The 26,319-nt window shown below is 37.9% G+C and carries 27 protein-coding genes and 1 riboswitch; of the genes, 25 read left to right on the top strand and 2 right to left on the bottom strand.

All coding sequences use genetic code 11. The features are described from left to right. Positions 1-11: 11 nt before the first annotated feature. From hmpA to NY607_RS15525, 11 genes are all read left to right on the top strand, one after another. Complete coding sequence (hmpA, locus tag NY607_RS15575; protein ID WP_131520922.1) at positions 12-1,178, top strand: NO-inducible flavohemoprotein; 1,167 nt, start codon at positions 12-14, stop codon at positions 1,176-1,178. 221 nt (positions 1,179-1,399) lie between these two features. Then, positions 1,400-1,660: a metal-sensitive transcriptional regulator gene (locus NY607_RS15570; RefSeq protein WP_004231849.1), complete on the top strand. Its 261-nt coding sequence runs from the start codon at positions 1,400-1,402 to the stop codon at positions 1,658-1,660. Positions 1,661-1,701: 41 nt separating this feature from the next. After that, positions 1,702-2,043, top strand: a complete 342-nt coding sequence (locus tag NY607_RS15565) for a rhodanese-like domain-containing protein (RefSeq protein ID WP_131520921.1) — start codon at positions 1,702-1,704, stop codon at positions 2,041-2,043. A gap of 12 nt (positions 2,044-2,055) precedes the next feature. After that, positions 2,056-2,355: a rhodanese-like domain-containing protein gene (locus NY607_RS15560; RefSeq protein ID WP_131520920.1), complete on the top strand. Its 300-nt coding sequence runs from the start codon at positions 2,056-2,058 to the stop codon at positions 2,353-2,355. Positions 2,356-2,420: 65 nt separating this feature from the next. Then, complete coding sequence (locus NY607_RS15555; protein WP_237901019.1) at positions 2,421-2,969, top strand: sulfurtransferase TusA family protein; 549 nt, start codon at positions 2,421-2,423, stop codon at positions 2,967-2,969. A 17-nt stretch (positions 2,970-2,986) separates the two neighbouring features. Then, entirely contained in the window at positions 2,987-3,382 is a 396-nt protein-coding gene (locus NY607_RS15550) for a DsrE/DsrF/DrsH-like family protein (protein WP_016992899.1), read from the top strand. A 79-nt stretch (positions 3,383-3,461) separates the two neighbouring features. After that, complete coding sequence (locus NY607_RS15545; RefSeq protein ID WP_259419935.1) at positions 3,462-4,589, top strand: MBL fold metallo-hydrolase; 1,128 nt, start codon at positions 3,462-3,464, stop codon at positions 4,587-4,589. A 144-nt stretch (positions 4,590-4,733) separates the two neighbouring features. Beyond that, the gene (locus NY607_RS15540; protein ID WP_131521045.1) at positions 4,734-4,961 is read left to right on the top strand and encodes a sulfurtransferase TusA family protein; all 228 of its coding nucleotides are present in this window, start codon (positions 4,734-4,736) and stop codon (positions 4,959-4,961) included. An 80-nt stretch (positions 4,962-5,041) separates the two neighbouring features. Then, positions 5,042-5,818 (top strand): sulfite exporter TauE/SafE family protein, encoded by a 777-nt coding sequence (locus NY607_RS15535; RefSeq protein ID WP_259419934.1) that lies wholly within the window; start codon positions 5,042-5,044, stop codon positions 5,816-5,818. A 12-nt stretch (positions 5,819-5,830) separates the two neighbouring features. Beyond that, complete coding sequence (locus NY607_RS15530) at positions 5,831-6,535, top strand: DsbA family oxidoreductase (protein WP_259419933.1); 705 nt, start codon at positions 5,831-5,833, stop codon at positions 6,533-6,535. Positions 6,536-6,769: 234 nt separating this feature from the next. Continuing rightward, positions 6,770-7,720 (top strand): c-type cytochrome, encoded by a 951-nt coding sequence (locus NY607_RS15525; protein WP_259419932.1) that lies wholly within the window; start codon positions 6,770-6,772, stop codon positions 7,718-7,720. A gap of 39 nt (positions 7,721-7,759) precedes the next feature. Here the strand turns inward: NY607_RS15525 and NY607_RS15520 are convergent, their stop codons facing one another. Beyond that, positions 7,760-9,454: an FAD-dependent oxidoreductase gene (locus NY607_RS15520; RefSeq protein WP_259419931.1), complete on the bottom strand. Its 1,695-nt coding sequence runs from the start codon at positions 9,452-9,454 to the stop codon at positions 7,760-7,762. 250 nt (positions 9,455-9,704) lie between these two features. Between NY607_RS15520 and NY607_RS15515 the strand changes: the two genes are divergently transcribed. Beyond that, the gene (locus NY607_RS15515) at positions 9,705-11,693 is read left to right on the top strand and encodes an ABC1 kinase family protein (protein ID WP_131520914.1); all 1,989 of its coding nucleotides are present in this window, start codon (positions 9,705-9,707) and stop codon (positions 11,691-11,693) included. A 322-nt stretch (positions 11,694-12,015) separates the two neighbouring features. Then, entirely contained in the window at positions 12,016-13,170 is a 1,155-nt protein-coding gene (locus tag NY607_RS15510) for a C40 family peptidase (RefSeq protein WP_004231877.1), read from the top strand. A 161-nt stretch (positions 13,171-13,331) separates the two neighbouring features. On the opposite strand, the gene ytvI is transcribed toward NY607_RS15510, so the two are convergent. Then, on the bottom strand, positions 13,332-14,390 hold the full coding sequence (ytvI, locus tag NY607_RS15505; RefSeq protein ID WP_131520913.1) for a sporulation integral membrane protein YtvI: 1,059 nt from the start codon (positions 14,388-14,390) through the stop codon (positions 13,332-13,334). Positions 14,391-14,480: 90 nt separating this feature from the next. Here ytvI and NY607_RS15500 point away from each other — a divergent pair, with 90 nt between their 5' ends. The 12 genes from NY607_RS15500 (at position 14,481) to NY607_RS15445 (ending at position 26,200) form a co-directional block, all read left to right on the top strand. After that, positions 14,481-15,035, top strand: coding sequence for a hypothetical protein (locus tag NY607_RS15500; RefSeq protein ID WP_131520912.1), 555 nt, complete (start codon positions 14,481-14,483; stop codon positions 15,033-15,035). Between the two features lie 80 nt (positions 15,036-15,115). After that, complete coding sequence (locus tag NY607_RS15495) at positions 15,116-15,661, top strand: glutathione peroxidase (protein ID WP_131520911.1); 546 nt, start codon at positions 15,116-15,118, stop codon at positions 15,659-15,661. Positions 15,662-15,785: 124 nt separating this feature from the next. Further along, positions 15,786-15,983: riboswitch (cobalamin riboswitch) on the top strand. 158 nt (positions 15,984-16,141) lie between these two features. Further along, positions 16,142-16,699: a hypothetical protein gene (locus NY607_RS15490; protein ID WP_131520910.1), complete on the top strand. Its 558-nt coding sequence runs from the start codon at positions 16,142-16,144 to the stop codon at positions 16,697-16,699. Beyond that, positions 16,683-17,633, top strand: coding sequence for an ABC transporter substrate-binding protein (locus NY607_RS15485; protein WP_237898814.1), 951 nt, complete (start codon positions 16,683-16,685; stop codon positions 17,631-17,633). The genes NY607_RS15490 and NY607_RS15485 overlap by 17 nt, the downstream gene beginning before the upstream one ends. Before the next feature lie 145 nt (positions 17,634-17,778). After that, positions 17,779-18,546, top strand: a complete 768-nt coding sequence (locus tag NY607_RS15480; RefSeq protein ID WP_259419930.1) for a tyrosine-protein phosphatase — start codon at positions 17,779-17,781, stop codon at positions 18,544-18,546. 134 nt (positions 18,547-18,680) lie between these two features. Further along, positions 18,681-20,048, top strand: a complete 1,368-nt coding sequence (locus tag NY607_RS15475) for an MATE family efflux transporter (protein ID WP_259419929.1) — start codon at positions 18,681-18,683, stop codon at positions 20,046-20,048. A gap of 2 nt (positions 20,049-20,050) precedes the next feature. After that, positions 20,051-20,884, top strand: coding sequence for a putative RNA methyltransferase (locus NY607_RS15470; protein ID WP_237898811.1), 834 nt, complete (start codon positions 20,051-20,053; stop codon positions 20,882-20,884). Positions 20,885-20,963: 79 nt separating this feature from the next. Beyond that, complete coding sequence (locus NY607_RS15465) at positions 20,964-21,566, top strand: lysophospholipid acyltransferase family protein (RefSeq protein ID WP_048394163.1); 603 nt, start codon at positions 20,964-20,966, stop codon at positions 21,564-21,566. Positions 21,567-21,626: 60 nt separating this feature from the next. Next, positions 21,627-22,088: a low molecular weight protein-tyrosine-phosphatase gene (locus NY607_RS15460; RefSeq protein WP_259419928.1), complete on the top strand. Its 462-nt coding sequence runs from the start codon at positions 21,627-21,629 to the stop codon at positions 22,086-22,088. Positions 22,089-22,289: 201 nt separating this feature from the next. Next, positions 22,290-23,009, top strand: coding sequence for a YebC/PmpR family DNA-binding transcriptional regulator (locus NY607_RS15455; protein WP_237898810.1), 720 nt, complete (start codon positions 22,290-22,292; stop codon positions 23,007-23,009). Positions 23,010-23,073: 64 nt separating this feature from the next. Continuing rightward, a complete protein-coding gene (locus NY607_RS15450; RefSeq protein ID WP_131520903.1) occupies positions 23,074-24,369 on the top strand; it encodes an arsenic transporter in 1,296 nt (431 codons plus the stop codon). An 82-nt stretch (positions 24,370-24,451) separates the two neighbouring features. Then, entirely contained in the window at positions 24,452-26,200 is a 1,749-nt protein-coding gene (locus tag NY607_RS15445; protein WP_131520902.1) for a methyl-accepting chemotaxis protein, read from the top strand. The last annotated feature ends 119 nt before the right edge of the window (positions 26,201-26,319 follow it).

Here is a 26,319-nt window from a genome sequence, read left to right as displayed (position 1 = left end):
TGGTAAGCGATATGTTAAAACAAGAAACAATTCAAATTATTAAAGCAACAGTACCTGTATTAGAAGTTCATGGTGTTGAAATCACAAAGACGTTTTACAAAAATATGTTTCAAGCTCATCCAGAATTACTAAATATTTTTAATCACACGAACCAAGAACAAGGCCGCCAGCAAACAGCATTAGCTAATACTGTTTACGCTGCAGCAGTTCATATTGAAAACTTAGAAGCGATTTTACCAGCAGTAATGCTTATTGCACATAAACACCGTAGTTTAGGAATTTTACCTGAACATTACCCAATCGTGGGTGAAAACTTATTAAAAGCGATTAAAGAAGTACTTGGTGATGCAGCAACTGATGACATTATTGGTGCATGGGCCGAGGCTTATGGCGTTATCGCAGATATTTTCATTCAAGTAGAAGAAGAGTTATACCAAAAAACTGAGAACAATGGTGGTTGGCGTCTATTTAAACCATTAAAAGTGGCAAAAAAAGTTGTAGAAAGTGACTTAGTAACTTCTATTTATTTTGTTAATGAAGATGGATCACCACTACCAACTTATGAACCAGGTCAATACATCTCTATTCGAGTGAAAGTGCCAGGAGAAGAGTATTTAATGAACCGTCAATATACACTTTCACAAGCGAGTGCAGAAGATGGCTATCGTATTTCGGTGAAACGTGAAAGTGACCATACGCCAAATGGTAAAGTGTCAAATTATATTCATGATCACTTACAAGTTGGAGATTTGGTAGATGTAAGTGCTCCAGCCGGATTATTTGTGTTAGAAGAAACGGCTGCACCAATTACATTTGTAAGTGGCGGTATCGGTGTAACACCTTTAAACAGTATGCTGCAATCTTTAAATGATAATGCAGTGAATGAAGTGAACTTTATCCAATGTGCTCGTAATGAGAAGGTTGTAGCATTCAGTGATGACATTCAAGAGAAAGTAAACGTATTACCGAATGCATCCTATACAGCTTTATACTCTGATGAAGACAAGCTTATTACAAAAGAATTGCTGGCTGAAAAAGTAGCTGATAATGCAGATGTATATGTATGTGGCCCTGTAGGCTTTATGGAAGCGGTTATTAAAAATTTACAGGAAATTGGCGTGAAAGATGAAAAAATTCACTATGAATTCTTTGGACCAGCCATGCAATTAGCTAAATAAAAAATAAACTCCCTGCTATGAGTAATAACTCGTAGCAGGGTTTTTTGTTGAAATAATAAGGAAGCAGATAGTTGAGGTTAAAGCAATAGGCAGAACATTGTGACTCGCAAGTGCAGCATTAAAAAAAAGATTGAAGCTTTATATTGACAATATACCTATAGGGGTATAATATAAATCTCGTAAGGAAGTTGAAGCTATCGTTTGAAAGGGGGCAAAACAGAATGGCGTATGGTTCAAACACTGCAAATCGTGTGAAACGTATGGAAGGTCAAATGCGGGGTATTTTACGCATGATGGAAGAAGATCAAAGTTGTAAAGATGTGATTACACAGCTATCTGCCGTGCGTTCTGCTGTTGACCGGACGATCGGTGTCATTGTAAGTGAAAATTTATTAGATTGTGTATCGACTGCTGAAGGTAATGCTGAAAAAATGAATGCTGCTATCCAAGAGGCGATGGATTTGGTCGTGAAAAGTCGATAACTTGATATACCCATAATTGTATAAAAAGGAGGACTGATCATATGGAAATATGGATTATTATCGCGCTTGTGGCAGCCTTTTTCGTTTGGCGAATGAAGCCAGCGAAAGGCGTTCAATCAATTTCTACAACCCAATTAAAAGATATGCTGAATGATAAGGATAAGCTATTTATCGATGTACGCACGCCTGCTGAGTATAAAGGTCGGCATATCTCGCAATTTAAAAATGTTCCGCTTGGATCAAGCTTTGAAAATCTTCCGAAGGATAAAGAGATCATAGTTATTTGTCAGAGTGGCATGCGAAGTAGTCAGGCTTGTAAGCAACTGAAAAAGCAAGGCTTTGAGCGTGTTTCTAATGTTCGTGGTGGAATGAGTGCATACTAGGAGGAGAAAAAAATGAAGGAAATTACAGCCAGAGAAGTTCAGCAAACGATGGAGCAAGGAGAGAAGCTGAATCTTATTGATGTGCGAGAGGTAGATGAAGTAGAGGCTGGTCACATCCCAGGCGTTATTCATATCCCGCTAGGTTTATTAGAGTTTCGACTACATGAATTGAATAGGGGGGAGTCGTATATTATGGTTTGTCGATCAGGTGGACGAAGTGCTCGGGCTACTCAACTATTAGAAAGTCATGGTTTTAATGTAACTAACATGACTGGTGGTATGTTAGCTTGGGAGGGCAAAGTACAGTTATAGTTTTATATCTATATTTTTTTTGAATAAAATAATACCCTTACAGGTATGTGGAGGTTATGGAAAGTATGAAGGCGGATTTTCAGCTAGATGCCAAGGGTCTTTCTTGCCCGATGCCGATTGTGAAAACCAAAAAAGCGATGGCTGATTTAGTAGATGGTCAAATTTTAGAAGTAGCTGCGACAGATAAAGGGTCAAAAGCTGATATTGCGGCATGGGCTGAAACTGTAGGTCATCAGTATATTGGTACTTTAGAAGATGATGGTGTACTGAAACACTATATTCGTAAATGTACAAACGACCAAATAGAAGAAATGACGTTTGATCAAACAATTGATTTAGAGCAAATCACAAGTCGTAATGGAATAATTCTAGATGTACGTGAGGAAGCGGAATTCGCTTTTGGGCATATTGCGGGAGCAAAATCGATACCAATGGGCGAACTGGAGACACGACTTTCTGAGCTTGATAAAGAGCAGGAGATATATGTTATTTGTCGTACTGGAAAACGCAGTGACATGGCTGCGCAAAAGCTGGCTTCACGTGGTTTTACGAAAGTATTTAACGTCTTACCAGGTATGACATCCTGGTCAGGTGATTTAACAAAAAACATTTAAATTGGAGGAATTTTAATATGTCGAACAAAGTAGCAATCATTGCAAGTAACGGTGGTTTATTTGATGCGTATAAGGTATTTAATATCGCAACAGCTGCGGCAGCTTCTGAGAAAGAGGTAGCTATCTTCTTTACATTTGAAGGTTTGAACCTAATTCATAAGCAAGGTATGCATGCATTACCAATGCCAGCTGGAGCAGAACACTATGCTGAAGGGTTTACAAAAGCAAATGTGCCAGCTATTCCTCAATTAGTGGAAATGGCACAAGAATTAGGTGTGAAATTTATTGCTTGCCAAATGACGATGGATGTTATGAGTTTAACTACTGAAGATTTCATAGAGGGTATTGAAGTTGGAGGAGCCGTAACGTTCCTAGAATTCGCGAAAGACGCAGCACCGTCACTTACATTCTAGTGACCTACCTATAAAAGCGGAGAGGGCACCCCTCTCCGCTATAAAAAACATAAAAATAATACCGATGGGGGTAAAAGAGATGTCAATTCAAAAATGGAGCGCGTCACAAGTAGCTAAAAAGGTTATTCACAATGAAGAGTTGTTTATTTTAGATGTTCGTAATGCGGATGCATTCGAAGATTGGAAAATCGATGGACATCGTTTTGAGTACTTAAATATACCTTATTTTGAACTGTTAGATGGTATTGATAATATTTTACCGAATATCCCAACTGATAAAGATGTATTAGTCGTTTGTGCTAAAGAAGGATCGTCTTTAATGGTTGCTGAAATGTTAGCTGAGGCAGGTATTGAGGTTGCCTATTTAGCTGGAGGTATGAAATCCTGGAGTGAATATTTAGAGCCAATTAAAGTGGGTGATTTAACAGGCGGTGGTGAGCTTTATCAGTTTGTTCGCTTAGGAAAGGGCTGTCTGTCTTATATGGTCCTTTCTGAAGGTGAAGCAGCTATTATTGATGCTGTACGTTTTACAGATGTGTTTATAAATTTTGCAGAACATAAAAATGTCCAAATTAAACATGTTTTTGATACACACTTACATGCTGATCACATTTCAGGTGGGCGCCATATTGCAGAGATGACAGGCGCAACCTATTATTTGCCACCTAAGGACGCTGAGGAAGTTATGTTCCACTATACACCATTAGTTGATGGAACGACTGTTCAAATCGGTGCATCAAAAATAGATGTAGGAGCTATCTATTCTCCTGGTCATACGATAGGTTCTACTTCATTTGTGGTTGACAGCAAATATTTATTAACAGGAGATATTTTATTTATCGATTCAATCGGCCGTCCTGATTTAGCTGGCCTTGCTGATGACTGGGTTGGAGATTTACGAGACACGCTTTACAAGCGTTATCGAGAATTGTCTGATGAACTTATTGTCTTACCAGCACATTTTATGATTATTGATGAGCTGAATGAAGATGGGACGGTTGCTAGACGACTAGGGGATTTATTTGTACAAAACCATGGATTAAATATTCAAGATGAAGCAGAATTTAGACGTGTGGTAACAGATGAATTACCTCCACAACCAAATGCTTATCAGGAAATTCGTCAGGTGAATATGGGGAAAATCACACCTGCGTTAGATGAGCAAACAGAAATGGAAATTGGACCAAATCGCTGTGCAGTACGATAAAGCATGCTAAAGTGCAATGAGTATGCATGTATGCTGATTATATGTAAATTTCGTGAATTGAAGGCGCTCATCCTTCATGAAGATATAAAACAAGAAGAACCGGCAAAATCGCTTACAACTTTTGCCGAGTCGAAGGAGAATATGATGAAATCAAGTTTACAACTAGATGCAAAAGGCCTTTCTTGTCCAATGCCTATTGTGAAGACAAAAAAAGCAATGGATACCCTAAAGTCTGGGGAAGTTTTAGAAGTTCAGGTGACAGATAAAGGAGCTTTAGCGGATATTCCTGCTTGGGCAAAAGCAGGAGGTCATATCATTTTAGATCAATCTGAAGAGGCTGACGTTATTACATTTTTCATTCAGAAAGCATAGGGCTGATTGAGGGTTGTCTATTACAGTAGAACAACCCTTCTTTCCTTTTGTTGAATACAGCCAGAAAGAAGGAAAACTAAATGGATATTGCATGGATCTTAACCATTTTACTTATTGGTTTTCTCGGTTCATTTGTATCAGGGATGTTAGGTATTGGCGGTGCCATCATTAATTTCCCGATGCTACTATATATACCGCCATTACTAGGATTTGCGGCCTTTTCGGCACATGAGGTGTCGGGGATTAGTGCGATTCAGGTGCTTTTTGCTGCTCTTTCTGGTGTTTGGGTCTATCGCAAAGGTGGGTATTTAAATAAATCGCTCATTATCTATATGGGGAGCGCCATATTAACGGGAAGCTTTGTAGGAAGCTTCGGTTCAAAATTTTTATCTGAGTCTGGTATTAACATGGTCTATGGAATCCTTGCATTGATTGCAGCTGTGATGATGTTCATACCGAAAAAGCAAATTGATGATAAACCGATGCAGGCTGTTACATTTAATAAACCATTGTCGGCCCTATTAGCTTTCGTTGTTGGTATCGGTTCCGGGATAGTAGGGGCAGCTGGTGGATTTTTATTAGTACCAATCATGCTTGTGGTCTTAGGAATCCCTACTCGTATGACCATTGCGTCAAGCCTTGCTATTACGTTTATCTCCTCAATAGGAGGAACTATTGGTAAATTAATGACTGGGCAAGTGGAATATTATCCAGCGCTCATCTTGATTGTAGCTAGTCTAATAGCTGCTCCTCTAGGTGCGAGAATAGGGGGCAAGTTAAATACTAAATTCCTACAAATTATTTTAGCGGTTCTTATATTAGCAACAGCTATTAAAATTTGGATGGATATATTATAAGGGGGTATGGTAATGAAAATTGAAGTTTTCTCTGATTTTACATGTCCATTTTGTTATATTGGCAAGCGAGAACTGGAACGGGCGATTGGCATCGCAGGCTATACAGGATTAGTGGAAATAGAATATAAAGCATTTCAAATAGACCCAGATATCCCGAAAGTGAATGCACCCTCTTTTTATGAGGCACTGGCTAAAAAGTATGATGTCACGCTAGAAGAAGTGAAAGATATGGTCGAGGGTATAGCTACGAGAGCAACGGAAGTTGGTTTGCATTATGATTTTGCTAAGATGAAAACAGCGCATACAGAAAAGGCTCATCGTTTAGCTAAATGGACGCAGCAATTTGGTAAAGCGACAGCTTATACGGAAGCACTAATGGCTGGTTATTTTAAAGATGGTGAAGATTTGAATAAAGATGAGTTCTTATTAAAAGTTATTGCGCAATTAGATTTGGATAGAGAAGTTGCAGCGGGAATATTAGCTTCAACTGATTTTAGTGAAGAGCTAGACAAGGATCGCTATGAAGCACAGCAACTCGGCGTACAAAGTGTACCGTTCTTTGTATTTGAAAATCGTTATGGTATTAAAGGGGCTGAGCCGAATGAAGTGTTTGTGCGAACTTTGCATCAAGCTGCAGAAATAGCTGGTATTCAGCCAACGATAATGATAAATGGTAATGGAGAATCGGTATGTGCTGATGGACAGTGTAAACTATAAAAGACTTTAAAGGTGTCGAGTGCGTATGTGTACTTGACGCTTTTTTTTCGAACAAATGAATACTGCAAGAGGTATTAAGTCTTGTTTTCTGTGTTATAGAACAAAATTAAATGTATAATTTATCCTTTTTTATCATCTAAATGGTTCTATTTTATGGTAGTGTGAGAAAAATCACATCCAATAAATTGTTATGTTGCTAAAATATAAGTATGAATACAAAGGGGGGTATTATAGATGAAACCTATAGTAGCAGGAGTAGCAGGAACAGTACTGTTAGCAGGCGCCATTTTTGTTGGGACGTTTGTCAGTGACAAAATTACAGTTGATTCGAATGTGAGTGAGAAAGAAGCGACAGTGCAAACACAAATACCAACAACAGCAGCTGCTCAGTCAGTGGTCTATGCTCCACCAAGTATTGAAGAAGTACCAGATGGTCCAATGAAAGAAGCAATATTAACGGGCTATGAACTTGTTAATAACACACATGTTGCGGCAGATGAATATGTGGGCAACCAATTATCTTGCACAAGCTGTCATGCTGGTGCTGGCTATGACGAGCAAGCCTCATCATTAGTAGGTGTAATGGCAAATTATCCACAGTATATTGGACGCTCAGGTGGTGTGGTTACAATAGAAGAACGGATTAATGGCTGTATGGTTCGTAGTATGAATGGTAAAAAATTCGAAATGAATAGTGATGAACTAGAGGCTATGGTGGCGTATTTCGCTTATATTTCTGAAGGTGTTCCGATTGGAGCAAAACGTGAATGGGCGGGCACAAGTGATATGAAGAATGTGCCGATGCCAAATGTTGCAGATGGTGAGGAGCTTTATGCACAGTCCTGTATAGCCTGTCATGCAGCTGATGGCGCAGGAACTGGTGCTAATACTGGCCCAGCTTTATGGGGAGATAATTCATTTAATGATGGCGCAGGCATGGCACGTATGTCAAAAATGGCTGGCTATATTCAAAATAATATGCCGATAGGTGCAGCGGGGACCTTAACAGATCAAGAAGCTGCAGATTTAGCTGCCTTTATTTTATCGCAAGATCGTCCAGAGTGGGCAAACCATGAAAAAGACTGGCCAAAAGGCGGACGTCCAAATGACATCATGACTAAGGAAAAACGTGAACAAGTTAAAAATGGTACGATTGACTGGGAAAAAGTTTTGTCTACAAACTAACGTAGAAAAGGGATGCTGATAATTGGCATCCCTTTTAATTTATTTAAAATTATAAGCAGTTACTATTTTGTCTCTGTTTGTTGTGATATCTGTAAAATATTCATATAAGCAAATCCCTAGGAATGACCCACTTACATTAAAGACGTTAGAAAAACCGCTATTTTGAAGGGCCATAACAGCATTATAGCTACGTTGACCAGATCGGCAATGCACATACACTGCTTGATCCTTCGGAATTTCATCCATTCTTACCCGAAGTTCACTTAGAGGAATATTGTGTGCATTGATGAGATGACCTGATTCAAATTCATTTTTTTCACGAACGTCTAAGAAAAAGGCTTGATTTTCAATGAGTTCCCTCACTTCATCAACTTTTACCTGCTTAAAGTGTCCGTGTAATAGATTTTGAGCTACAAGAGCTGCCAAATTAACGATATCACGGGCAGTGCTAAACATTGGGGAATAGGATAACTCTAGCTCCTTTAAATCTTCTAAAGTACCACCCATGGTGATGAGGGTAGCTATTACGTCAATCCTCTTATCTGCATTACCTTTGCCTATTGCTTGAGCCCCTAGTATTTTACCTGTGGGTGTTTCATAAACAAGCTTAAAGTGAAGTGGATGACTATTAGGCATTAGTCCTACTTTGTCGGGAGCTATCAAATAAACACTTTTTGCTTGAAAGCCATTTGCTAGGGCTGTTTTTTCGTTCAAACCTGTTGTCGCGCATACGAGATCGAAAATTTGTACGCTTGAAGATCCAATGACTCCTTTGTTGTGATGAGGGATGTTATACATATGATTAGCTGCTGCACGTGCTTGTCGTTGAGCGGGACCGGCTAAAGCAAGGCGCGTCTGTTTATGGGTAAGCTGATGGAATACTTCTATCGCATCTCCCACAGCATATATGGAAGGATCAGACGTCACGTAATTTGCATCAACTTGGATACCTCCGAGTTCACCAATTGTTAGCCCGGCCTCTTTGGCTAAGCGGATTTCAGGTCGAACGCCAATTGCTAATACGACTGCTTGTGCTTTCAATTGTTTGCCTGAGTTCAACGTCACATTATTTGGTGTAACCTTTGCAAGACCGTCATTGACAATAACTTGAATCCCTTTATCAGTCATTTCCTTGTGTAAGATTTGAGCCATATCATAATCAAAAGGGGCCATAATTTGTTGGCCGAATTCAACTAGAGATATATTATAGCCTGCTAGCTTCAAATTTTCCGCTACCTCTACACCAATGAAGCCTCCGCCGACCACGGCAATATCCTGTACATTATCTGCTTGTAGATACCAATTTAAACGGTCAATATCAGCCACGTTTCTAATAGTAAAGACGTGCTTAGATTGAATGCCCTCTAAGTCAGGGACGATAGGACTTGCTCCTGGGGATAAAATTAATGTATCGTAACTTTCCTCATAATCTCTATTCGTTTTTAAATCCTTAATGGTGATGGTTTTTTGCTCTCTGTTAATACGTACAACTTCCTGCTGAACACGAGCCTCTATATTGTATTTTGTTTGGAAGCCTTGAGGCGTCATTAAAATTAATTTGTCGCTATTTTCAACAATCCCGCTTAAATGGAAGGGGAGAGAACAATTAGAGAATGAAACATTCGGCCCCTTTTCAAATATAATAATTTCTGCCTTTTCATCTAGACGACGAAGACGAACAGCTGTGGATGCACCACCTGCAACGCCGCCGACTACTAAAAATTTTTTACTCAAATGTAAACACTCCTTTTCTTAGTAAATACATGATGGGGTATTTGAAAGCTTATAAATAAAGATTTTGTTTCTATAAGTAAGTAGATTATGTAGTTTAAATACTACAAATAAATAATATACCCTAAAGGGTATATTATCAAGGTGCAAAATTAATAAATTTTCTGTGGTGTTCCTTCTTCAAGAAAGTTGGTGCACAAATTTGCTATACTAACGGTAGTAGGAAATGGAAATGGCACAGGGGGTGAAACTGTTGATCTTTTTGAAATTTTTAACCCAAATCCTCATAGTATCGGGTTTGATTTATATTGTGAGTGGACGATTAATTGGCTCGAATATCAATTTTGTACGAAGAGTGCTGTCAGTTGTTATTAGTGTGACATTAACCTCTTTTGTGTATTGGTATTCTTATCTGCGCCATACAGATTTTTTATCAGAAACGATGATGCAAACAGTAACCGAGGTAAGCACACTGATTTGGATCGGTAGTATGCTACTAATTTCGATGTTGCTTTATTTGGTATTTGAGCTTTTTGACCCGAGTGGTATTACAAATGGAGATCGCCGTCACGGCCAAAAATCTTTAATACTACGATTGCGTAGCTATTGGCGACAGCAGAAACGCCTGCGTCAGGTATTAAAAATTGCTGTTACAAACGGTGTCGTACAAACGATTAAATATGCGAGGCAACGAGAAAATGAAAAAGAGCTTGCAATTGCTTTGCGCGCAACGTTAGAACAATGTGGTGGGATTTTCATCAAATTTGGCCAGGTGCTTTCCACACGAAAAGAGCTTTTTTCACCTATTTTTATTGATGAATTAGAAAGACTTCAACACCGAGTAAGGCCTTTATCAGAGGAGCAGGTGAAACAAATTTTAGAGAGGTCTCTTCCGCAATCAATGGACGAAATATTTAGCCAATTTCAAATGGAACCCATTGCAGCAGCCTCTATTGGCCAGGTGCATAAAGCAAGGCTTAAAAATTATGAAGAGGTGGTAGTCAAGCTATTGCGTCCAGAAGTAAAGGGAATTATGCGCGATGACCTTGAAATTTTAGAGGAATTTGCTAATTGGCTATCCACAAAATCAACCTGGGCAGAATCATTGGGCTTTCGAGAGTTGGCTGGGGGATTTGCAGATGGGTTACGTGAGGAGATTCATTTAGATATTGAGGTACGTAATACGCTACAGGTGAAGAATGCTTTGGCGAAAAGCGATTACAAGGTTCGCATTCCTAAAATTTTTACGCCTTACAGTAATGAAAATGTTATTGTGATGGAGTATATTCGTGGACAAAGTGTGGCAGATGGGGCATCTGAATTTAATCGCTTGTCTATTGATCGTAGGCAGTTTGCAAGAACCGTACTCTATTCATTTTTTGAGCAGATGCTATTCTCTGGTATTTTTCATGCAGACCCGCATCCAGGAAATATCCACATAGATGAAACAGATGGCACACCAGTCTTGCTTGACTTTGGCGCAGTAGGACGTTTAGGTGCAACACAGCAAGAAGGCTTAAAGTTATTTCTGATGGGCATTCAACTAAATGATTCAAGTGTTTTATATGATGGTTTAACATTATTGGTGGAAAATGCTGATCATGCAGAACGTGCGAAAATGGAGCAGGCAATCGACCAAATATTACTGAAAATTTCCTATGTTGACCGTATACCAACTGAAGAATTAATTCACGCGCTATTTACAGTGGTAAGAGATTTTGGACTTGCATTTTATCCAGCAGTAGGATTAGCTCTCCGTTCCTTAGTGACGTTAGATGGCACATTACGGGTAATAGATCCACGTTTTGATATCTTTACTGAGGCAAAGGATTTTTCTGCTACATATATGCGTGCCTCTTTCCTTAAGCCTTTTAAAGAACCGATGGCAACTAAGGAGCGGCTGCAAGAAGAATTATCTATGCTAATACCGACTTTACGTAAAATGCCTAGAAGAGTCGATCAGCTCATTCAGCGAGTTGAGAGCGGAAAAATCATTTTACATCATGATGTCTTTTCGGATGAACATAATTCACGTTTTATTACACATTTGTTTTCTCAATTTGTTTTGCTGCTGGTGGGTATAACTTTTGGTATTATATCTGTCGCTCTTTTAGCTATTTCACAATTTATCCACGATTCTTATGCGGTCTATTTGAACACAGCGGCATATTTAGGTTTATTTTTATGTGCTATTTTGTTAGTGAGATTATCTATACAAGCCTTAAGGTCGATGAAGCAATAGGTAGGGAATTTTTTCCCTACCTTTTTTCTTTGGCACCTAGAAATATTACAAAAACATTACAAAAGATCTGTTAGGTCTAATGTCGAATTAGCTAATAGTTTCTTTGTGTAGAAGAAAAATGTGTTTTGTAGAATAATGTAGTTTAAGTGCGAATGTTACAGAATTATTTCGAGTTTTACTAATGTATTAAATAGACATGAAATAGTATAAAAGTTATGTAGAAAATGCTAAACTTTAAAAGGCTAAAATAAATATAAGAACATTTGATTAAAATAGAAATCGTTCAAGTGATTACATAGAATATCGAGAGCGAAATTGATAGATGAAGGGAAATGAAGGTAACGTGGCTAAGCGTAACAAATGGCGTAAGTCGATGGTGCTAGCATTAGCACTAGCTGGCGGCTTATTATTTAATACAATTCAACCAACAGAAGTACATGCCGAAGAAACTTCTCAACAAATGATTGAGAAAAAGGCTGAAATAGATGCACAAATTAAAAAATTACAAGAAGAACTAACGAAACTACAACAAGAGATCGACGCAAAAGTAAAGGTATTTAAACAAGTACAAGCAGATATTAAAGAAGTGGATGCTAGTATTGTTGAAACACAAAAACGTATCGAGCAACGTTCAAAAATTTTAAGTGAGCGTATGGCTGCATACCAAGCACAGGACAACACTGTAGGTGTTTATTTAAATGTAGTGCTTGAGGCAAAAAGCTTTGCAGATTTAATGGATCGTGTCGTAGCGGTAAAAACATTAATGGATGCTGACCAAGAATTAGTAGATCAACAGGAAGCAGATAAAGCAAGCTTAGAGCAACAAAAAGCTACATTAGATGAAAAACAAAAGGAACTTCAAAAACAATTCCAAGAGCTTCAGCAAAAAGAAAGCGAAATGGAAGTGAAGAAAGCTGAGAACGAAGCGAAATCACTTGCATTAAAAGCTGAAATTGCAACGAAACAAGAAGAAGAACGTTTAGAAGCTGAGCGTAAAGCAGCTGAAGAAGAGGCAGCTCGTTTACGTGCACTTCAAGCAGCTACACCAGTTATACAAGCAACTCAAAATAATGGTGGAGGCGAACCACAAAAAATTATTGTTGGGTCAGGAGCTGGCACTGTTTCTTCAGGAGATGCCATTTCTACAGCTAAACAATTCCTAGGACGCCCTTATGTTTGGGGTGGTAGCAACCCATCGACAGGCTTTGACTGTTCAGGTCTTGTACAATGGTCATATAAGCAAGCGGGTGTTTCTTTACCTCGTACAGCATCACAACAATATTTAGCAACACAACGCATTTCAGCAGGTGAAGCACGCGTTGGGGACTTAGTGTTCTTCAGCTATGGTTCAGGGGTAGCACACGTAGGTATTTATTTAGGTAATAACACAATGATCGACGCTCAAAACAATGGTGTCGTAATTGAATCACTTGATTGGTGGAATCAATACTTAGTAGGCTTTGGACGTATTCAATAGGCCTCACTATTATATAGACGGTTGAGATAAGAAAAAGGTCATCTTTGTAGAGAAAAATATACAAAGATGGCCTTTTTTGTTTTTGGAATGCTATTCTTTCAAAGAAACAAGACGACAACTTCTATTCTTGAAAAGAGATTTTCCTGCATACTAGATGGATATTAAATTTTAAAATTTACTTTGATGACACCTGTCTCTTTCAACGCTATAAAGAAAATAATAACGAATGGGCCGACAAGTAAACCGATAATACCAAATAACTGTAGACCTATGAACATGGAAATTAATGTTGGTAAAGTGGATAAACCGATATGGTCTCCCATTAATTTAGGCTCGACTACTCGACGAATAATAAGTAAAATAGCAGCTAAGATGAATAATTTTACAGCTATAGAGGTGTTTCCCATCAATAGGTGATAAAGTCCCCATGGCGCTAGAATAATGATAGAGCCTAGGAATGGTACAATATCTATTAACCAGATAATAATCGTCATTGTTACTGCGTATTTCGGTTGGATTAATAGCAGTCCAATGAGTGTGACGCCTCCAATAATAAAGCTTACAAATAAGTGAGCCTTCATATAGCCAAGTGTTGCATCTTTTAAGCGATTTAAAATAATTTTTATCTTCTTTGCTGTATTGGGCTTTAAATATTTATAAGTGATTTGCTTTAACTTAGGCAAATCAAGCATAAATAGGAATAGCGCAATCATATAAACGAGAAGACTGATGAATAGGCTGGGTATCTCTGAAAAGAAGGCAGAAACTTTGCTATAATTAAAGAAGCTTAAAAAGGATTCTTCAACTTTCTTTATGAAATCCATTGTGGTTTTTTGAAGCGAAGCACTTACTTCAGGTGGAAAGTCTTCTGTATATTTAGAAATATTTTCTTGCATATGAAGCCACATATCTGATAGCTTGGAAATATAATAGGGAGCTTGCTTAGACAGTAAAATTATTTGTGTCATTATTTGGGTAATGGACAGATAACAAATAATAGATATAACTATTACACTCACTATGTAAATAAAAGCAACTGCTATTTTCCGTGACATTTTCCATTTCCGTTTAACGAACATGACAAGTGGTTCTAAGAAAAATGCACTAATCCCAGCAAGGATTAAAGGCATGGACACTGGGATAACAAAATACGCAGCTAGAAGTAGGGATATAATCACAATCAACCGAAAAATCAATTTCCTAGCATTAAATTTATTCATAAACTCACCTTCTTTGCGAAAAAAATTAAGTTAAGTGTACCATAAATCAAATTTTATTACGTTCTGAATCAATAAAGGTAGGGATGAATTATGGAAAAAGAGATTTTGCAACTTTTTAGTAATTTAACAGAGCATGATCGCGATATTCAATATGAATCTTACGAGGAATTAATGAAAATTATGCAGGAACCTGTAGATTGGACATATGCAGTTTGGGAACAGCTAGTAAAAGCACTTACATACAATAATGGTTATTCTCGTGCACGTGCTGCACAAATTTTATGCGCTTTAGCTGCAAAAAGTGATCCAGAAGAAAGGGTCTTGGAGGATTTTTTAAAGATTTGGGCTGTGACTTACGATGAGCAATCTGCTACAGCAAGGCATGCATTACAAGCAATTTGGAAAATTGGACAAGCGGGTCCAGTACAAAGAGATTTGGTTGTATCGTATCTAGCTAAAAGATTTCAAACATGTATAGATGAAAAACAGCCATCTCTTATTCGTCAGGATATTATTATGTCATTTAAAAAGCTATATGATCAAACAAATGACTCGAAATTATTAGATATTGCCCATCGTTTAATTAATGAAGAACAAGATGCTAAATATAAAAAGAAGTATAAGTCAGCCATCCGTTCAAAGTAGCGAGGTGGTGTTTTTTTGTGCAAATTCTTTGATGAGCGGTAGAATAGTCAACTATAATGAATGAAAAAAGGGGATTATGCATGAGCATTTATAATTATCTAGTTCGGAAGCCTAATGGCGAAATTTTATCGATGGAAACATATCGTGGAAAAACAATGTTAATTGTTAACACGGCAAACCAATGCCGATTTACATATCAATTTGAAGACTTACAGAAAATGTATGATAAATATGGAAAAGAGAATTTTGTAGTTCTTGGATTCCCTTGTGATCAATTTGGCCATCAAAATCCTGAAGATGGGGAGGAAACTAAGCATCTCTGCAAGGTAAACTATGGGGTCACATTCCCGATTTTTGAGCTTGTACAGGTAAATGGAGAGGCTACCCATCCACTCTTTAATTATTTAAAGCATGAAGTGGATTACCGAGAGTTTGGGAAGGCAAGTATGCAGGAGAAAATGTTGGCAGAAGCAATTGTTCAACTTGCCCCAAGCTTTTTAGATGGTCGTAATATTCGCTGGAACTTTACAAAATTTCTAGTAGATGCTAATGGTAAGACCGTCTCACGCTTTGAACCAACAGATTCACAGCTCGATATTGAAAAAGCAATTGAAACACTATTATAGTAAATTTCTTAATAATGTAAAAATTTGTTAGGGTTTTCTCTTCAAGTAGAAACATTGCTATATTTTAAAACTGAGTACAGCTATTTTTTCTGAAGCATATATGATAAACTGCTTTACAAATGAAATATTCTTGCAGAATAAAGGTGCTAATTAGCATAATCGGGAATCCGGTGAAAAACCGGAGCTGTTTCCGCAACTGTAAGTGCAGCCATTATAAAGATTTACCACTATCTCAAAGAAGATGGGAAGGTCCTTTATAACACATTCGTTTCATGTGACGAACTGTACAAGCCAGGAGACCGACCTTTATTTGAACGTATAAAAACTTCTCGGAAGCTAGGAGGATATACGGCAAATACATAGGCTTTGTCCAGTTTGATGGCTCATTATGTTATTTTTGTCGTTCCTTTGCAAAAAGGAGCGACTTTTTTATGCCTTTCAAATAAGAATTTTTCATTATAGAAAATAGGGGGGAAGCAAGTGAAAAAAGATGCCCGTTATTCTTGTTATCCATTTATGCGTGAGAAAGCTTCAACGGTCGATTTTGAAATTCGAACAGATAGCCTTACAACACATCTAGGAGTTGCATTAGCTGCGGTAAAAAAAGAGGATGTTCAAGTCGTTGCTGAGGATTTATTGCTTATGTTACCTATGGCGTATCATGTGAATGGCTCAGTTCGTGGGAAATTAGCAGTAACTGAAGAGGATTTATCTTGGTTAAGTGAGCGTTATGATTTTTACGTTCGCCATGTGAAGGAAGAGATTCAAAGTTTTGTTTTACCTCAAGGAACAGAGGCCGCTGCAGCCTTACATCTTTGTCGCAGTGAAGCAAAAAAATCATATCGTACTTTACACAAAGTATCAGAAGAACGAGAGGTTCCTGCTATTCTTTTCGATTACCTTGGTTTATTAGCTAATGTATGTTTTGTCATGGCTGTTTTTATGAATCAGCAAGCTGGAATAGCTGAAATACCGTTTATTAGTAAATCCTACCCAATGAAAAAGAAAAAGGAGAATAACAATGAAGAAAGTATTTAATTTCCAATGGCTATCAGTGCTCTTACTTGCACTGGTATTAGCAGGCTGTGGCACTGCTGAAGATACAAAAAATAAAGATGCTTCGCAAGATACACAACACGCAGAGAAAACAAGCTATAAAGTGACAGATGACCGTGGAGTGGAAATAGAGTTTAAAGAAGTACCAAAAACAGTTGTATCTTTACAACCAAGTAATACTGAAATTTTGTTTGCTTTAGGTGTTGGCGATAAAATTGTAGGAGCAACTGAGTACGATACTTATCCAGAGGAAGCACAAAAAATTGAACGTGTCTCTGATACTACGAACTTTAACAGTGAAAGAATTATAGCGTTAAAGCCAGATGTTGTCATTGCTTATACAATCGGTGATAAGGATGCCCTAAAGCCGCTTGAGGACGCAGGAATTAAAGTGTTTGTTATTCAATCTGCGACAACTTTCGATGATGTTTATGGAGATATCGAACAAATTGCTGCTGTGATGGATGTTGCTGATATAGGAAATAAATTAAATGAAGAGATCAAGGCGAAAATTGCTGAAGTACAAACGAAGGTGAAGGACGTAAAAACGCCGAAAAATGTTTATTTAGAGGTTAGCCCTAAGCCAGACATATATACAGCAGGCTCTAGCACTTTCCAGCAAGAAATATTAGATGCAGCTAATGTTAATAATGTTTTTTCTGACTTGAATAGCTGGGCAAAAGTGAATGAGGAAGATGTTATTGCGAAAAATCCAGATGTTATTTTAACAACAGTAAACGATACAGAAGATCCAATAGGAGAAATTCTTGAACGAGATGGTTGGAATACTGTGACAGCTATTCAAAACAAAGCGGTATTGTCCATCGATACAGATATCTCTAATCGACCTGGTCCGCGTATTGGTGAAGCTGTAGAATTAGTAGCGAAAGCTGTGTACCCCGAATTATTTAAATAAGAAATGTTTCCATGCTAGCTGTGAGCCATTCAGCTAGCATTTTTTATGTGGTTTAAATTATTACCTAGCGTGAAAATTGGAATTAATGTAGTTTGTTCTTTAAAATAAAAGTAAGTATGCTTAATAATCTTAGGAGGTGTAGTGATTGGAGCAATTAGAGACAAAGGTAATTCCATTTGAGGCAGTCTATAATTTCCGAGACATGGGTGGATATAAGACAAAAGATGGGCGTAGGGTAAAAAAAGGTTTATTTTACCGCTCAGCTGCTCTTGGAAAAATGACACTGGCAGATAAAGAGCTATTTGAAACATTAGGGATTAAAACCATTTTTGATTATCGCGATAACAATGAGGCGTATCATAATCCTAACCCAGTGTTCTCGCATGCTCAATATATACAAATCCCAGCGAAGGGTAATCATGCTTTTGAAATGCCTACCAATGCTGGTGGTAGAGATTTCTATAAAGTGGTAAGCCCTGAGATGTTTCGGGATTTTTATGCACAAATGCCTTTTAACAATCTTTCATTTAAAGAGTTAATGCAAACGATTCAAAATCCTAATAATCTAGGTCTTGTCCATCATTGCGCAGTTGGTAAGGACCGAACGGGTATTGGAGGAGCACTTATTTTACTAGCTTTAGATGTACCTGAGGAGACTATCATGGAGGATTATTTAGATACTAATATACATTTACGTCCGATGGTAGAAAGAATGGCTCAGGCTATTCAGCATCAGTATAATGAGCAAGAACTACTGCAATTTTATGCCTTAATGTCCGCCCGTGAAGACTATTTACAAGCAGCGTTGGATGCGATGGATCGTCGCTATGGTTCAAAGAATGGGTTTTTAGAGCAGGAATTTGGCCTAACAATTGAAAAACGAGAGCAATTACAATCCTATTGCTTGATTTAAAAATGGACCCTTTCACACGATGTGAGAGGGATTTTTTATGTGGAAGCGCTGTCTTCCTATAAATCTCTTTACAGTCTGAATATTTGTGATAAGATACAATAGATTTTTAAGAAAAAATAGGAGAAGTGAAAGTATTGGCAGACACAATTAAAGAGACAAATAAGTTAAGTCTATTCCATTTAACATGGCCGATCTTCTTAGAGGTTTTTCTATTTATGTTGATGGGACTAGCCGATACTTTTATGCTCAGTGCTTTATCGGATAATGCTGTATCAGGAGTAGGTGCAGCCAATCAATATATCCATATTGCCATCTTGATTCTGGAGGTAGTGGGCAATGGTGCATCTATTGTTGTTTCTCAGTATTTAGGCTCCAGACGCTTTTTTGAAGCAGCCAAGATCTCGGCGTTAGCGGTCACGATGAATTTGGTCGTGGGGCTTTTAATGAGTATTTTATTTTTCTTCTTTGCGAGACATTTAATGACAATGATGAACTTGCAGGGAGAAGTACTCCACTATGCACAAAGTTACTTAGCCATCATTGGGAGTTTTATTTTCTTACAGGCTATTATTAATGCACTCGCTGCAATTATTCGTGTACATGGTTGGACAAAACAAACTATGTACGTTTCACTTGGCATGAACGTCTTACATGTTGTGCTAAACTACGGTCTTATTTTTGGGAATTTAGGTTTACCAGAGCTTGGTGTGAAAGGAGCGGCTATTTCCTCTGTCATTAGTCGCGGATTAGCTGTCCTAGTATTTTTCTGGTTACTGTATCAGGTAATGGAAGTGCGCGTAAAGTTACAATATTATTTTGAGTATTCAAAGGAATATGTGAGGAAAATACTAAACATTGGTTTACCATCTGCGTTTGAACAGGTACTTTATCAATTTTGCCAAATCATCTTTTTATATTATGCGACATACTTAGGAGCAGAAACACTAGCAGCACGACAATATGCTATGAATATTTCGATGTTTACATATTTATTTGCAATTGCCATTGGTACAGGAACAGCCATTATTATTGGTCGTCATGTAGGTGCAGGAGAAAAAGATGAGGCGTATCATCAGCTATGGAAAAGTGTTCGTGCAGCATTTGCTTTTACGATTATTATGGTCGCTGTCGTTACGCTATTCCGTAAGCCACTTATGCAGGTATTTACTGATAATCCAGAAGTCATTAAGATTGGGGCATCCGTGTTAGCATTAAGTATTTTGCTAGAGACTGGTCGCACAATGAATATCGTGGTCATTAACTCTTTACGCGCTTCTGGGGATGCTAGATTCCCTGTGAAAATTGGTTTTCTATCAATGGTTTGCATGAGCCTGCCGCTTGGCTATTTATTTGTCTTTGTATTGGATTGGGGCTTGGTCGGAATTTGGCTAGCCATTTCAGCAGATGAATGGGTGCGGGCAATTATCGTATACTTTAGATGGAAAAGTCGTAAATGGGAGCGTTATGCTCTTGTATCACCGAACGACAAAAAGGAGGCATAGAAATGGGCGCATTATCGAAACGTGCGATCGGGGCGGCATTAATGGATCAACATATCACCCTTTTTGCTTGTCCAATCTGTCAGCAATCAATGCATGTCTATGAGCAGGGGAGATTGGTTTGTACTTCTAACCATTCCTTTGATATTGCGAAACAAGGCTATGTCAATATGCTGACACATAACGCCGCTTCTAAATATAGTAAGGGCCTTTTTGAATCCCGCAAGTCTGTTATTGATAGTGGGATTTATGATGCTGTAGAAGCCCGAATCGGTGAGCTTATTAGCTCTGCAAAAACGGTGCTCGATACTGGTTGTGGAGAGGGCTCACATTTAGCTCGCATTATGAATGATAGAGATCATGGTATTGGCGTTGGAATTGACATAGCGAAGGAGGGCATTTTGGCTGCAGCACGTCATTATCCTCAACAAATTTGGTGTGTAGGGGATTTAGCTAAAAGTCCATTTGCTCAAGCGAGTTTCGATGCCATTTTAAATATACTATCACCAGCAAATTATGAGGAGTTTAAACGACTTCTTACACCGAATGGCTGTCTTGTGAAGGTTGTACCGCAAAGTGGTTATTTGAGGGAACTACGTGCTCAATTATATGCAGATTCAAACAAGGAAACTTACTCTAATGAACAAATTGTAGCTCGTTTTCAAGATAGTTTTCGTGAGGTAAACGTAGAACGTGTAACTTATACTTTACCGCTTTCGGAAGAGCTAGTACCCGCGCTATTAGAAATGACACCAATGGGTTGGCATAAAGCAGAACAAACAGCCGTTGAACTAAATGAAATCACGATTGATGTGGATCTATTAGTAGGGAAGGTTTAAGTTGGTCACCAGCAATTGCAGTATACTGGTCTTTTCGATTACAATGGGAATAACTATTGAATAAGGTAGGAATGTAACAGTGTATAAACTAGCAGCAAATGTTGTCAAAGTAATATTAAAATTAATGGGTTCAAAGGCTCGTGTATACGGAGAAGAAAACTTGCCGAAAGAGGGTGGGTTTATTATAGCTTGTACACATACCGGCTATGTTGATATTTTAAACCTTGGTGTAGCCATGTACCCTCGTGAAATTCACTTTATGGCGAAGAAGCAATTATTTGAAATGAAAGGGCTTGGCTGGCTTGTTAAGCATTTAAATGCTTTTCCGGTAGACCGTGATAATCCTGGACCAAGCGTGATTAAAATTCCTTCGCAGTTATTGAAGGAAGGTAAAATTGTTGGGATTTTCCCCTCTGGGACTCGTAGTGCAGAAGGAACAGATTTAAAACAAGGGGCTATTACCATCGCACAGTTGGCAAAGGCGCAAATTGTTCCAGCTGCTTATGTTGGTGCACGTAATGTGGGTGATGTAATGAAGCGAGGTAAGGGCTATTTAATTTATGGTGAGCCATTTTATGTAACAGGCAAGGGTAAAGAAGGCCGTGAGCAGTTTACTCAACACCTTGAGCATGAATTAGTTGCTTTAACAGAAGAACTACAAAAACGTATTCCCGTAAAATAAAAGCAAATGGCACTCAGAATCAAATTGATTTTGAGTGCTTTGTTGTAGGAGGAAAATAAAATGATTCGAGTACTTTTCGTATGTTTAGGTAATATCTGTCGCTCACCCATGGCTGAGGCGGTCATGCGCGACATGGTGAAGAAAGAGCATTTAGAAGATAAAATTGAAGTGGATTCCGCTGCTACTAGCTCATGGCATATCGGTGAACCTCCACATAGAGGAACACAGGATAAGCTTAGGGAATATGGTATTTCTACAATAGATATGCAAGGTCGACAATTACAACAATCAGATTTTGAAAAGTTTGCTTATATTATTGGAATGGATGAAAGCAATATTCGTAATATCCGTACAATACTAGGTCATCCAAACTCGCCAAAGATTTTTCGTTTTTTAGATTTAACAGCACATCGCAAGGATGTCCCGGATCCTTATTATACAGGTGATTTTCAGGAAACCTATGAATTGGTGCAAGAAGGTTGTCAGGCATTGCTAGCAAAAATTAAACAAGAGCTGTTGTAAGATGGCGCTAAAATCGTAAATTTTAACAGCCGTTTTTTTAGAAAAATACTACCTTAAACATTGGTATATCTAGCTTTGTAAGCATCATTGTGTTATTATTTGCAGAGTAAAGATACGATAAGTATTTAATTACCATTTACAGATATACAACTGTGTATCTATTATTTTTATAAATTTATCTTTTGAAAGAGAGTGGAAACAATGGGTCGTAAGTGGAACAATATTAAAGAAAAGAAAGCGTCTAAAGATCAAAGCACAAGCCGTATTAATGCAAAATTTGGGCGAGAAATTTATGTGGCAGCTAAATCAGGCGAACCAGATCCAGAGTCAAACCGTGCACTTAAAGTAGTGCTTGAACGCGCAAAAACATACAGTGTTCCAAAACATATTATAGAAAAAGCCATTGATAAAGCAAAAGGTGGCGGTGATGAAAGCTTTGATGAATTACGTTATGAAGGCTTTGGACCAGCCGGCACAATGATTATCGTGGATGCTTTAACAAACAATGTAAATCGTACAGCATCTGATGTACGTGCAGCATTTGGTAAAAATAACGGCAATATGGGTGTCAGTGGATCTGTAGCTTATATGTTCGATTCAACAGCGGTTATTGGCTTAGAGGGTAAAACGGCTGATGAAGTACTAGAGATTTTAATGGAAGCTGATATAGATGCTCGTGATATTCTAGAAGAGGATGAAGCGGTAATTATTTATGCAGAGCCAGACCAATTCTTTGCGACACAAGAAGCATTAAAGGCTGCGGGTGTAGAAGAATTTACAGTAGCAGAGCTTTCTATGTTGCCTCAAACAGAAGTGACTTTAACTGGCGACGATGTAGCGAAGTTTGAAAAACTAATTGATGCATTAGAAGATTTAGAAGATGTACAAAATGTTTTCCACAACGCAGATTTAGGCGAATAAACCATTAACAAAATGAGTAAACCAGTAGCATTTAAGCTACTGGTTTTTAATTAGGGAGGAAAAGATGCAGACTGCTTTAGCCATTATTTTATTTTTAGTCACATTATTTTTTGTCATCGTGCAACCACGAAAACTATCAATTGGCTGGTCAGCCTGTATAGGAGCAGCTATTGCGCTAGTAATAGGTGTAGTAACCTGGCATGATGTGTTAGAGGTAACGGGGATTGTTTGGAATGCAACGCTATCATTTATTGGTATTATTTTAATTTCACTCATTTTAGATGAAATTGGCTTTTTCGAATGGGCGGCTCTACATATGGCACGACTTGCAAAGGGAAGTGGAATTCGCTTATTTGTTTATATTAGTTGCCTTGGAGCTGTTGTATCGGCTTTGTTTGCGAACGATGGGGGTGCTTTAATTCTAACGCCAATCGTTTTAGCGATGGTGAGAAAACTGAACTTGAGTGAAAAAATGATCTTTCCATTTATTATTGCAAGTGGATTTATAGCAGATACAACCTCGTTACCGTTCGTTATTAGCAATTTAACGAATATCGTATCAGCTGACTTTTTCGATATAGGCTTTATAGATTATGCAGTTCATATGCTTGTACCGAATTTCTTTTCGTTAGTGGCAAGTATAGTAGTGCTTTACATTGTTTTTCGCCGTTCCATACCACAACATTATTCTCTTGAGGCAGTTGAGCAACCAAGTCAGGCAATCCGAGATCCCAAATTATTTTCGATCGCTTGGTATGTAATTGGGATTCTATTAGTGGGCTTTGTAGCTGGTGAGGTTTTACACATCCCTGTATCTTTTATTTTATGTGGGGTCGCTGCAATATTCTTATGGCTAGCACAGCGTAGCTCTGTGGTAGATACAATAAGAGTTGTAAAAGGAGCGCCGTGGAATATTGTGTTTTTCTCAATTGGCATGTATGTGGTTGTCTATGGGTTAAAAAATGTAGGGATGACAGGAATGTTAGCAAATTTATTAGAACTAGCTATACAGCAGGGCTTCGTAGTAGCAACGATGACGATGGGATTTGTTGCTGCCATTTTGTCTGCTGTCATGAACAATTTACCTACGGTTATGATAGATGCTTTGGCGATTTCAGAAACAAGCGCATCGGGCATGATGAAAGAGGGACTGATATATGCAAATATAATTGGTACGAATTTAGGCCCAAAAATGACACCGATTGGCTCACTGGCAACATTGCTATGGCTTCATATATTAGCCCAGAAAGGCATTAAAATTAGCTGGGGACAATATTTTAAAATTGGTGTTATTCTTACCATTCCGACACTGTTCGCCACTTTAATTGCATTAATTATTTGGATATGCTTAATATCATAGATTTATTGTCGAAATAGTTAAAAAAATAGTACAATAGGAACTATTAAGATATTAGTATATCAATATATTAAAGGAGGAACGTATGCGAGCGACAGGCAAATTAAGCAATAAAATAGTGTTAATGTCATTAGTAATGTTAGTGGCTTTGTTATCTTTTTTCGTTATAACAACAATCTACACAGCAAAATCATCTGTTAATAAAACCATGGGAACACAGGCAGTTGCAGTTGCTGAGAATATTGCAAAACATCTAAATGCTGCTGAATATGAGCAACTCTCAAAGGAACCAAAAGAATCTGAGTTATATTGGCGACTTCGAGAAGAGCTCAACGAATTACGTGAAATAAATGGTGTTCTCTATGCCTATACTTTCGCAGTACCACAGGAAGATAAAAAGGTACGTTTTTTAGTGGACGGTATGCCAGCAGATGATCAAGAAAATGCTGGAGCTATAGGAGATGAGTCCTCCACCACATACTACAAGGATATTGAAAAGGTAAAGAATACAGGAAGTTATTATTCCGCTATTTTACATAGTGATTTTGGAGATTATTTATCTGGTACTGTTCCATTAAAGGATGAGGAAGGGAATACTGTTGCCTTTGTTGGGGTCGATATAGAAGCAACAGAGGTAAGCAATGTTGCGAATGCCGTATTAACGGCTATTTTACCTGCATTAATTATTGTCATCTTAGCTTTAACAGGTATTGTTATGTTCATCCTATATCGTTATATTAATGGAGCGTTAAAACCCCTTGCACATTTAGGTGATGCAGCACAAAGTTTTGCTCAAGGTGATATTGCTAAGGCAACGATAGCAGTGGAGAAAATCCAGCTAAAAGGAGCAAATGAAATTACAATATTTGCACAATCCTTCAGAGAATCACTACAAAAATTAAAAGAAACTTTCCATACGATTCAACAACGCACATTTGCTTTACAAAATGTTGTTCAAAAAATTGATGAGACTTCTCAGCATGTGGAAGAATCAAACGCTCAAATTGCAGATCGAATTATTGAAATTGCTGCTGGTAGTGAGCAACAGCAGCAAAATAATCAAGAGGTTGTATTAACGATGAATGAGATGTCAATTGGTATTCAAAGACTGGCTGATACAACTTCAGAAATTGCGGAGTCATCATCAGCAATGACGGGACTTGTGGAAACAGGTGTTAGTCATTCTCAAGAAGTTGTATCTCAAATTCAAAACGTAGAATCTTCTGTTTTACGTACGGCTAATCATGTCGAGGAAATGGGTGATAAGTTCCGCTCAATTGAAGAGATGGTGACCATCATTACGAGTATTGCGGATCAAACCAACCTACTAGCTTTAAACGCGGCAATAGAAGCAGCTAGAGCAGGAGAAGCTGGTAAAGGATTTGCGGTCGTGGCAGATGAAGTTCGTAAACTTGCAGAGATGTCTAAAGCATCTGCTGACGAAATACACATGCATTTAGAAAGCTTTAAGAAAATTACTGATCGAGCGTTACAAGAGATGGCTAGTAGTACCATAGATGTACAGGCAGGCAATAAAGCAGTGCAACACATAGGTGAAAGTCTAGAGAAAATATTGCAATCTGTCCTTGAGGTGAATAATAAAATTCAAGATGACTCTGCTGTCATTGAAGAAATGTCAGCAGGCTCTGAGGAAGTATTAGCTACTACCGAACAGATGAATGCTATTGCGAAGCATAGTGTCCTAGGAACAAAGGAAGTAGCAGCTGCCTCTGATTTACAAGTAACGATGGTTTCTGAATTAAATGAAGTTGTAACAATATTAGATCAAACATCGAAAGAGGTTATAGAAACGATTAATACATTTAAATTATGATTAGTTTAGAACTATTTCTCTATAAGCTTATGTCTTGTGGAGAAATAGTTCTTTTAATTTTTGGCATTTAAAATTTAACTAGGGGTTAGCATAAAGGTATGAAAACAAACCATATTAAG

The sequence above is a fragment of the Lysinibacillus sp. A4 genome (assembly GCF_024919535.1).
GTDB lineage: Bacteria > Bacillota > Bacilli > Bacillales_A > Planococcaceae > Lysinibacillus > Lysinibacillus capsici.
Note: the sequence above shows the minus strand (reverse complement) of the source record. Positions and strands in the feature narration are given on the sequence as shown.

Coding starts and splice junctions, on each gene's coding strand:
- NY607_RS15500 (WP_131520912.1), top strand. CDS start 14,481: ATGGAAAAAGAGATTTTGCAACTTTTTAGTAATTTAACAGAGCATGAT.
- NY607_RS15450 (WP_131520903.1), top strand. CDS start 23,074: ATGCAGACTGCTTTAGCCATTATTTTATTTTTAGTCACATTATTTTTT.
- NY607_RS15485 (WP_237898814.1), top strand. CDS start 16,683: ATGAAGAAAGTATTTAATTTCCAATGGCTATCAGTGCTCTTACTTGCA.
- NY607_RS15530 (WP_259419933.1), top strand. CDS start 5,831: ATGAAAATTGAAGTTTTCTCTGATTTTACATGTCCATTTTGTTATATT.
- NY607_RS15495 (WP_131520911.1), top strand. CDS start 15,116: ATGAGCATTTATAATTATCTAGTTCGGAAGCCTAATGGCGAAATTTTA.
- NY607_RS15540 (WP_131521045.1), top strand. CDS start 4,734: ATGAAATCAAGTTTACAACTAGATGCAAAAGGCCTTTCTTGTCCAATG.
- NY607_RS15460 (WP_259419928.1), top strand. CDS start 21,627: ATGATTCGAGTACTTTTCGTATGTTTAGGTAATATCTGTCGCTCACCC.
- NY607_RS15545 (WP_259419935.1), top strand. CDS start 3,462: ATGTCAATTCAAAAATGGAGCGCGTCACAAGTAGCTAAAAAGGTTATT.
- NY607_RS15470 (WP_237898811.1), top strand. CDS start 20,051: ATGGGCGCATTATCGAAACGTGCGATCGGGGCGGCATTAATGGATCAA.
- NY607_RS15535 (WP_259419934.1), top strand. CDS start 5,042: ATGGATATTGCATGGATCTTAACCATTTTACTTATTGGTTTTCTCGGT.
- NY607_RS15555 (WP_237901019.1), top strand. CDS start 2,421: ATGAAGGCGGATTTTCAGCTAGATGCCAAGGGTCTTTCTTGCCCGATG.
- ytvI (WP_131520913.1), bottom strand. CDS start 14,390: ATGAATAAATTTAATGCTAGGAAATTGATTTTTCGGTTGATTGTGATT.
- NY607_RS15445 (WP_131520902.1), top strand. CDS start 24,452: ATGCGAGCGACAGGCAAATTAAGCAATAAAATAGTGTTAATGTCATTA.
- NY607_RS15525 (WP_259419932.1), top strand. CDS start 6,770: ATGAAACCTATAGTAGCAGGAGTAGCAGGAACAGTACTGTTAGCAGGC.
- NY607_RS15565 (WP_131520921.1), top strand. CDS start 1,702: ATGGAAATATGGATTATTATCGCGCTTGTGGCAGCCTTTTTCGTTTGG.
- NY607_RS15510 (WP_004231877.1), top strand. CDS start 12,016: ATGAAGGGAAATGAAGGTAACGTGGCTAAGCGTAACAAATGGCGTAAG.
- NY607_RS15560 (WP_131520920.1), top strand. CDS start 2,056: ATGAAGGAAATTACAGCCAGAGAAGTTCAGCAAACGATGGAGCAAGGA.
- NY607_RS15550 (WP_016992899.1), top strand. CDS start 2,987: ATGTCGAACAAAGTAGCAATCATTGCAAGTAACGGTGGTTTATTTGAT.
- NY607_RS15455 (WP_237898810.1), top strand. CDS start 22,290: ATGGGTCGTAAGTGGAACAATATTAAAGAAAAGAAAGCGTCTAAAGAT.
- hmpA (WP_131520922.1), top strand. CDS start 12: ATGTTAAAACAAGAAACAATTCAAATTATTAAAGCAACAGTACCTGTA.
- NY607_RS15570 (WP_004231849.1), top strand. CDS start 1,400: ATGGCGTATGGTTCAAACACTGCAAATCGTGTGAAACGTATGGAAGGT.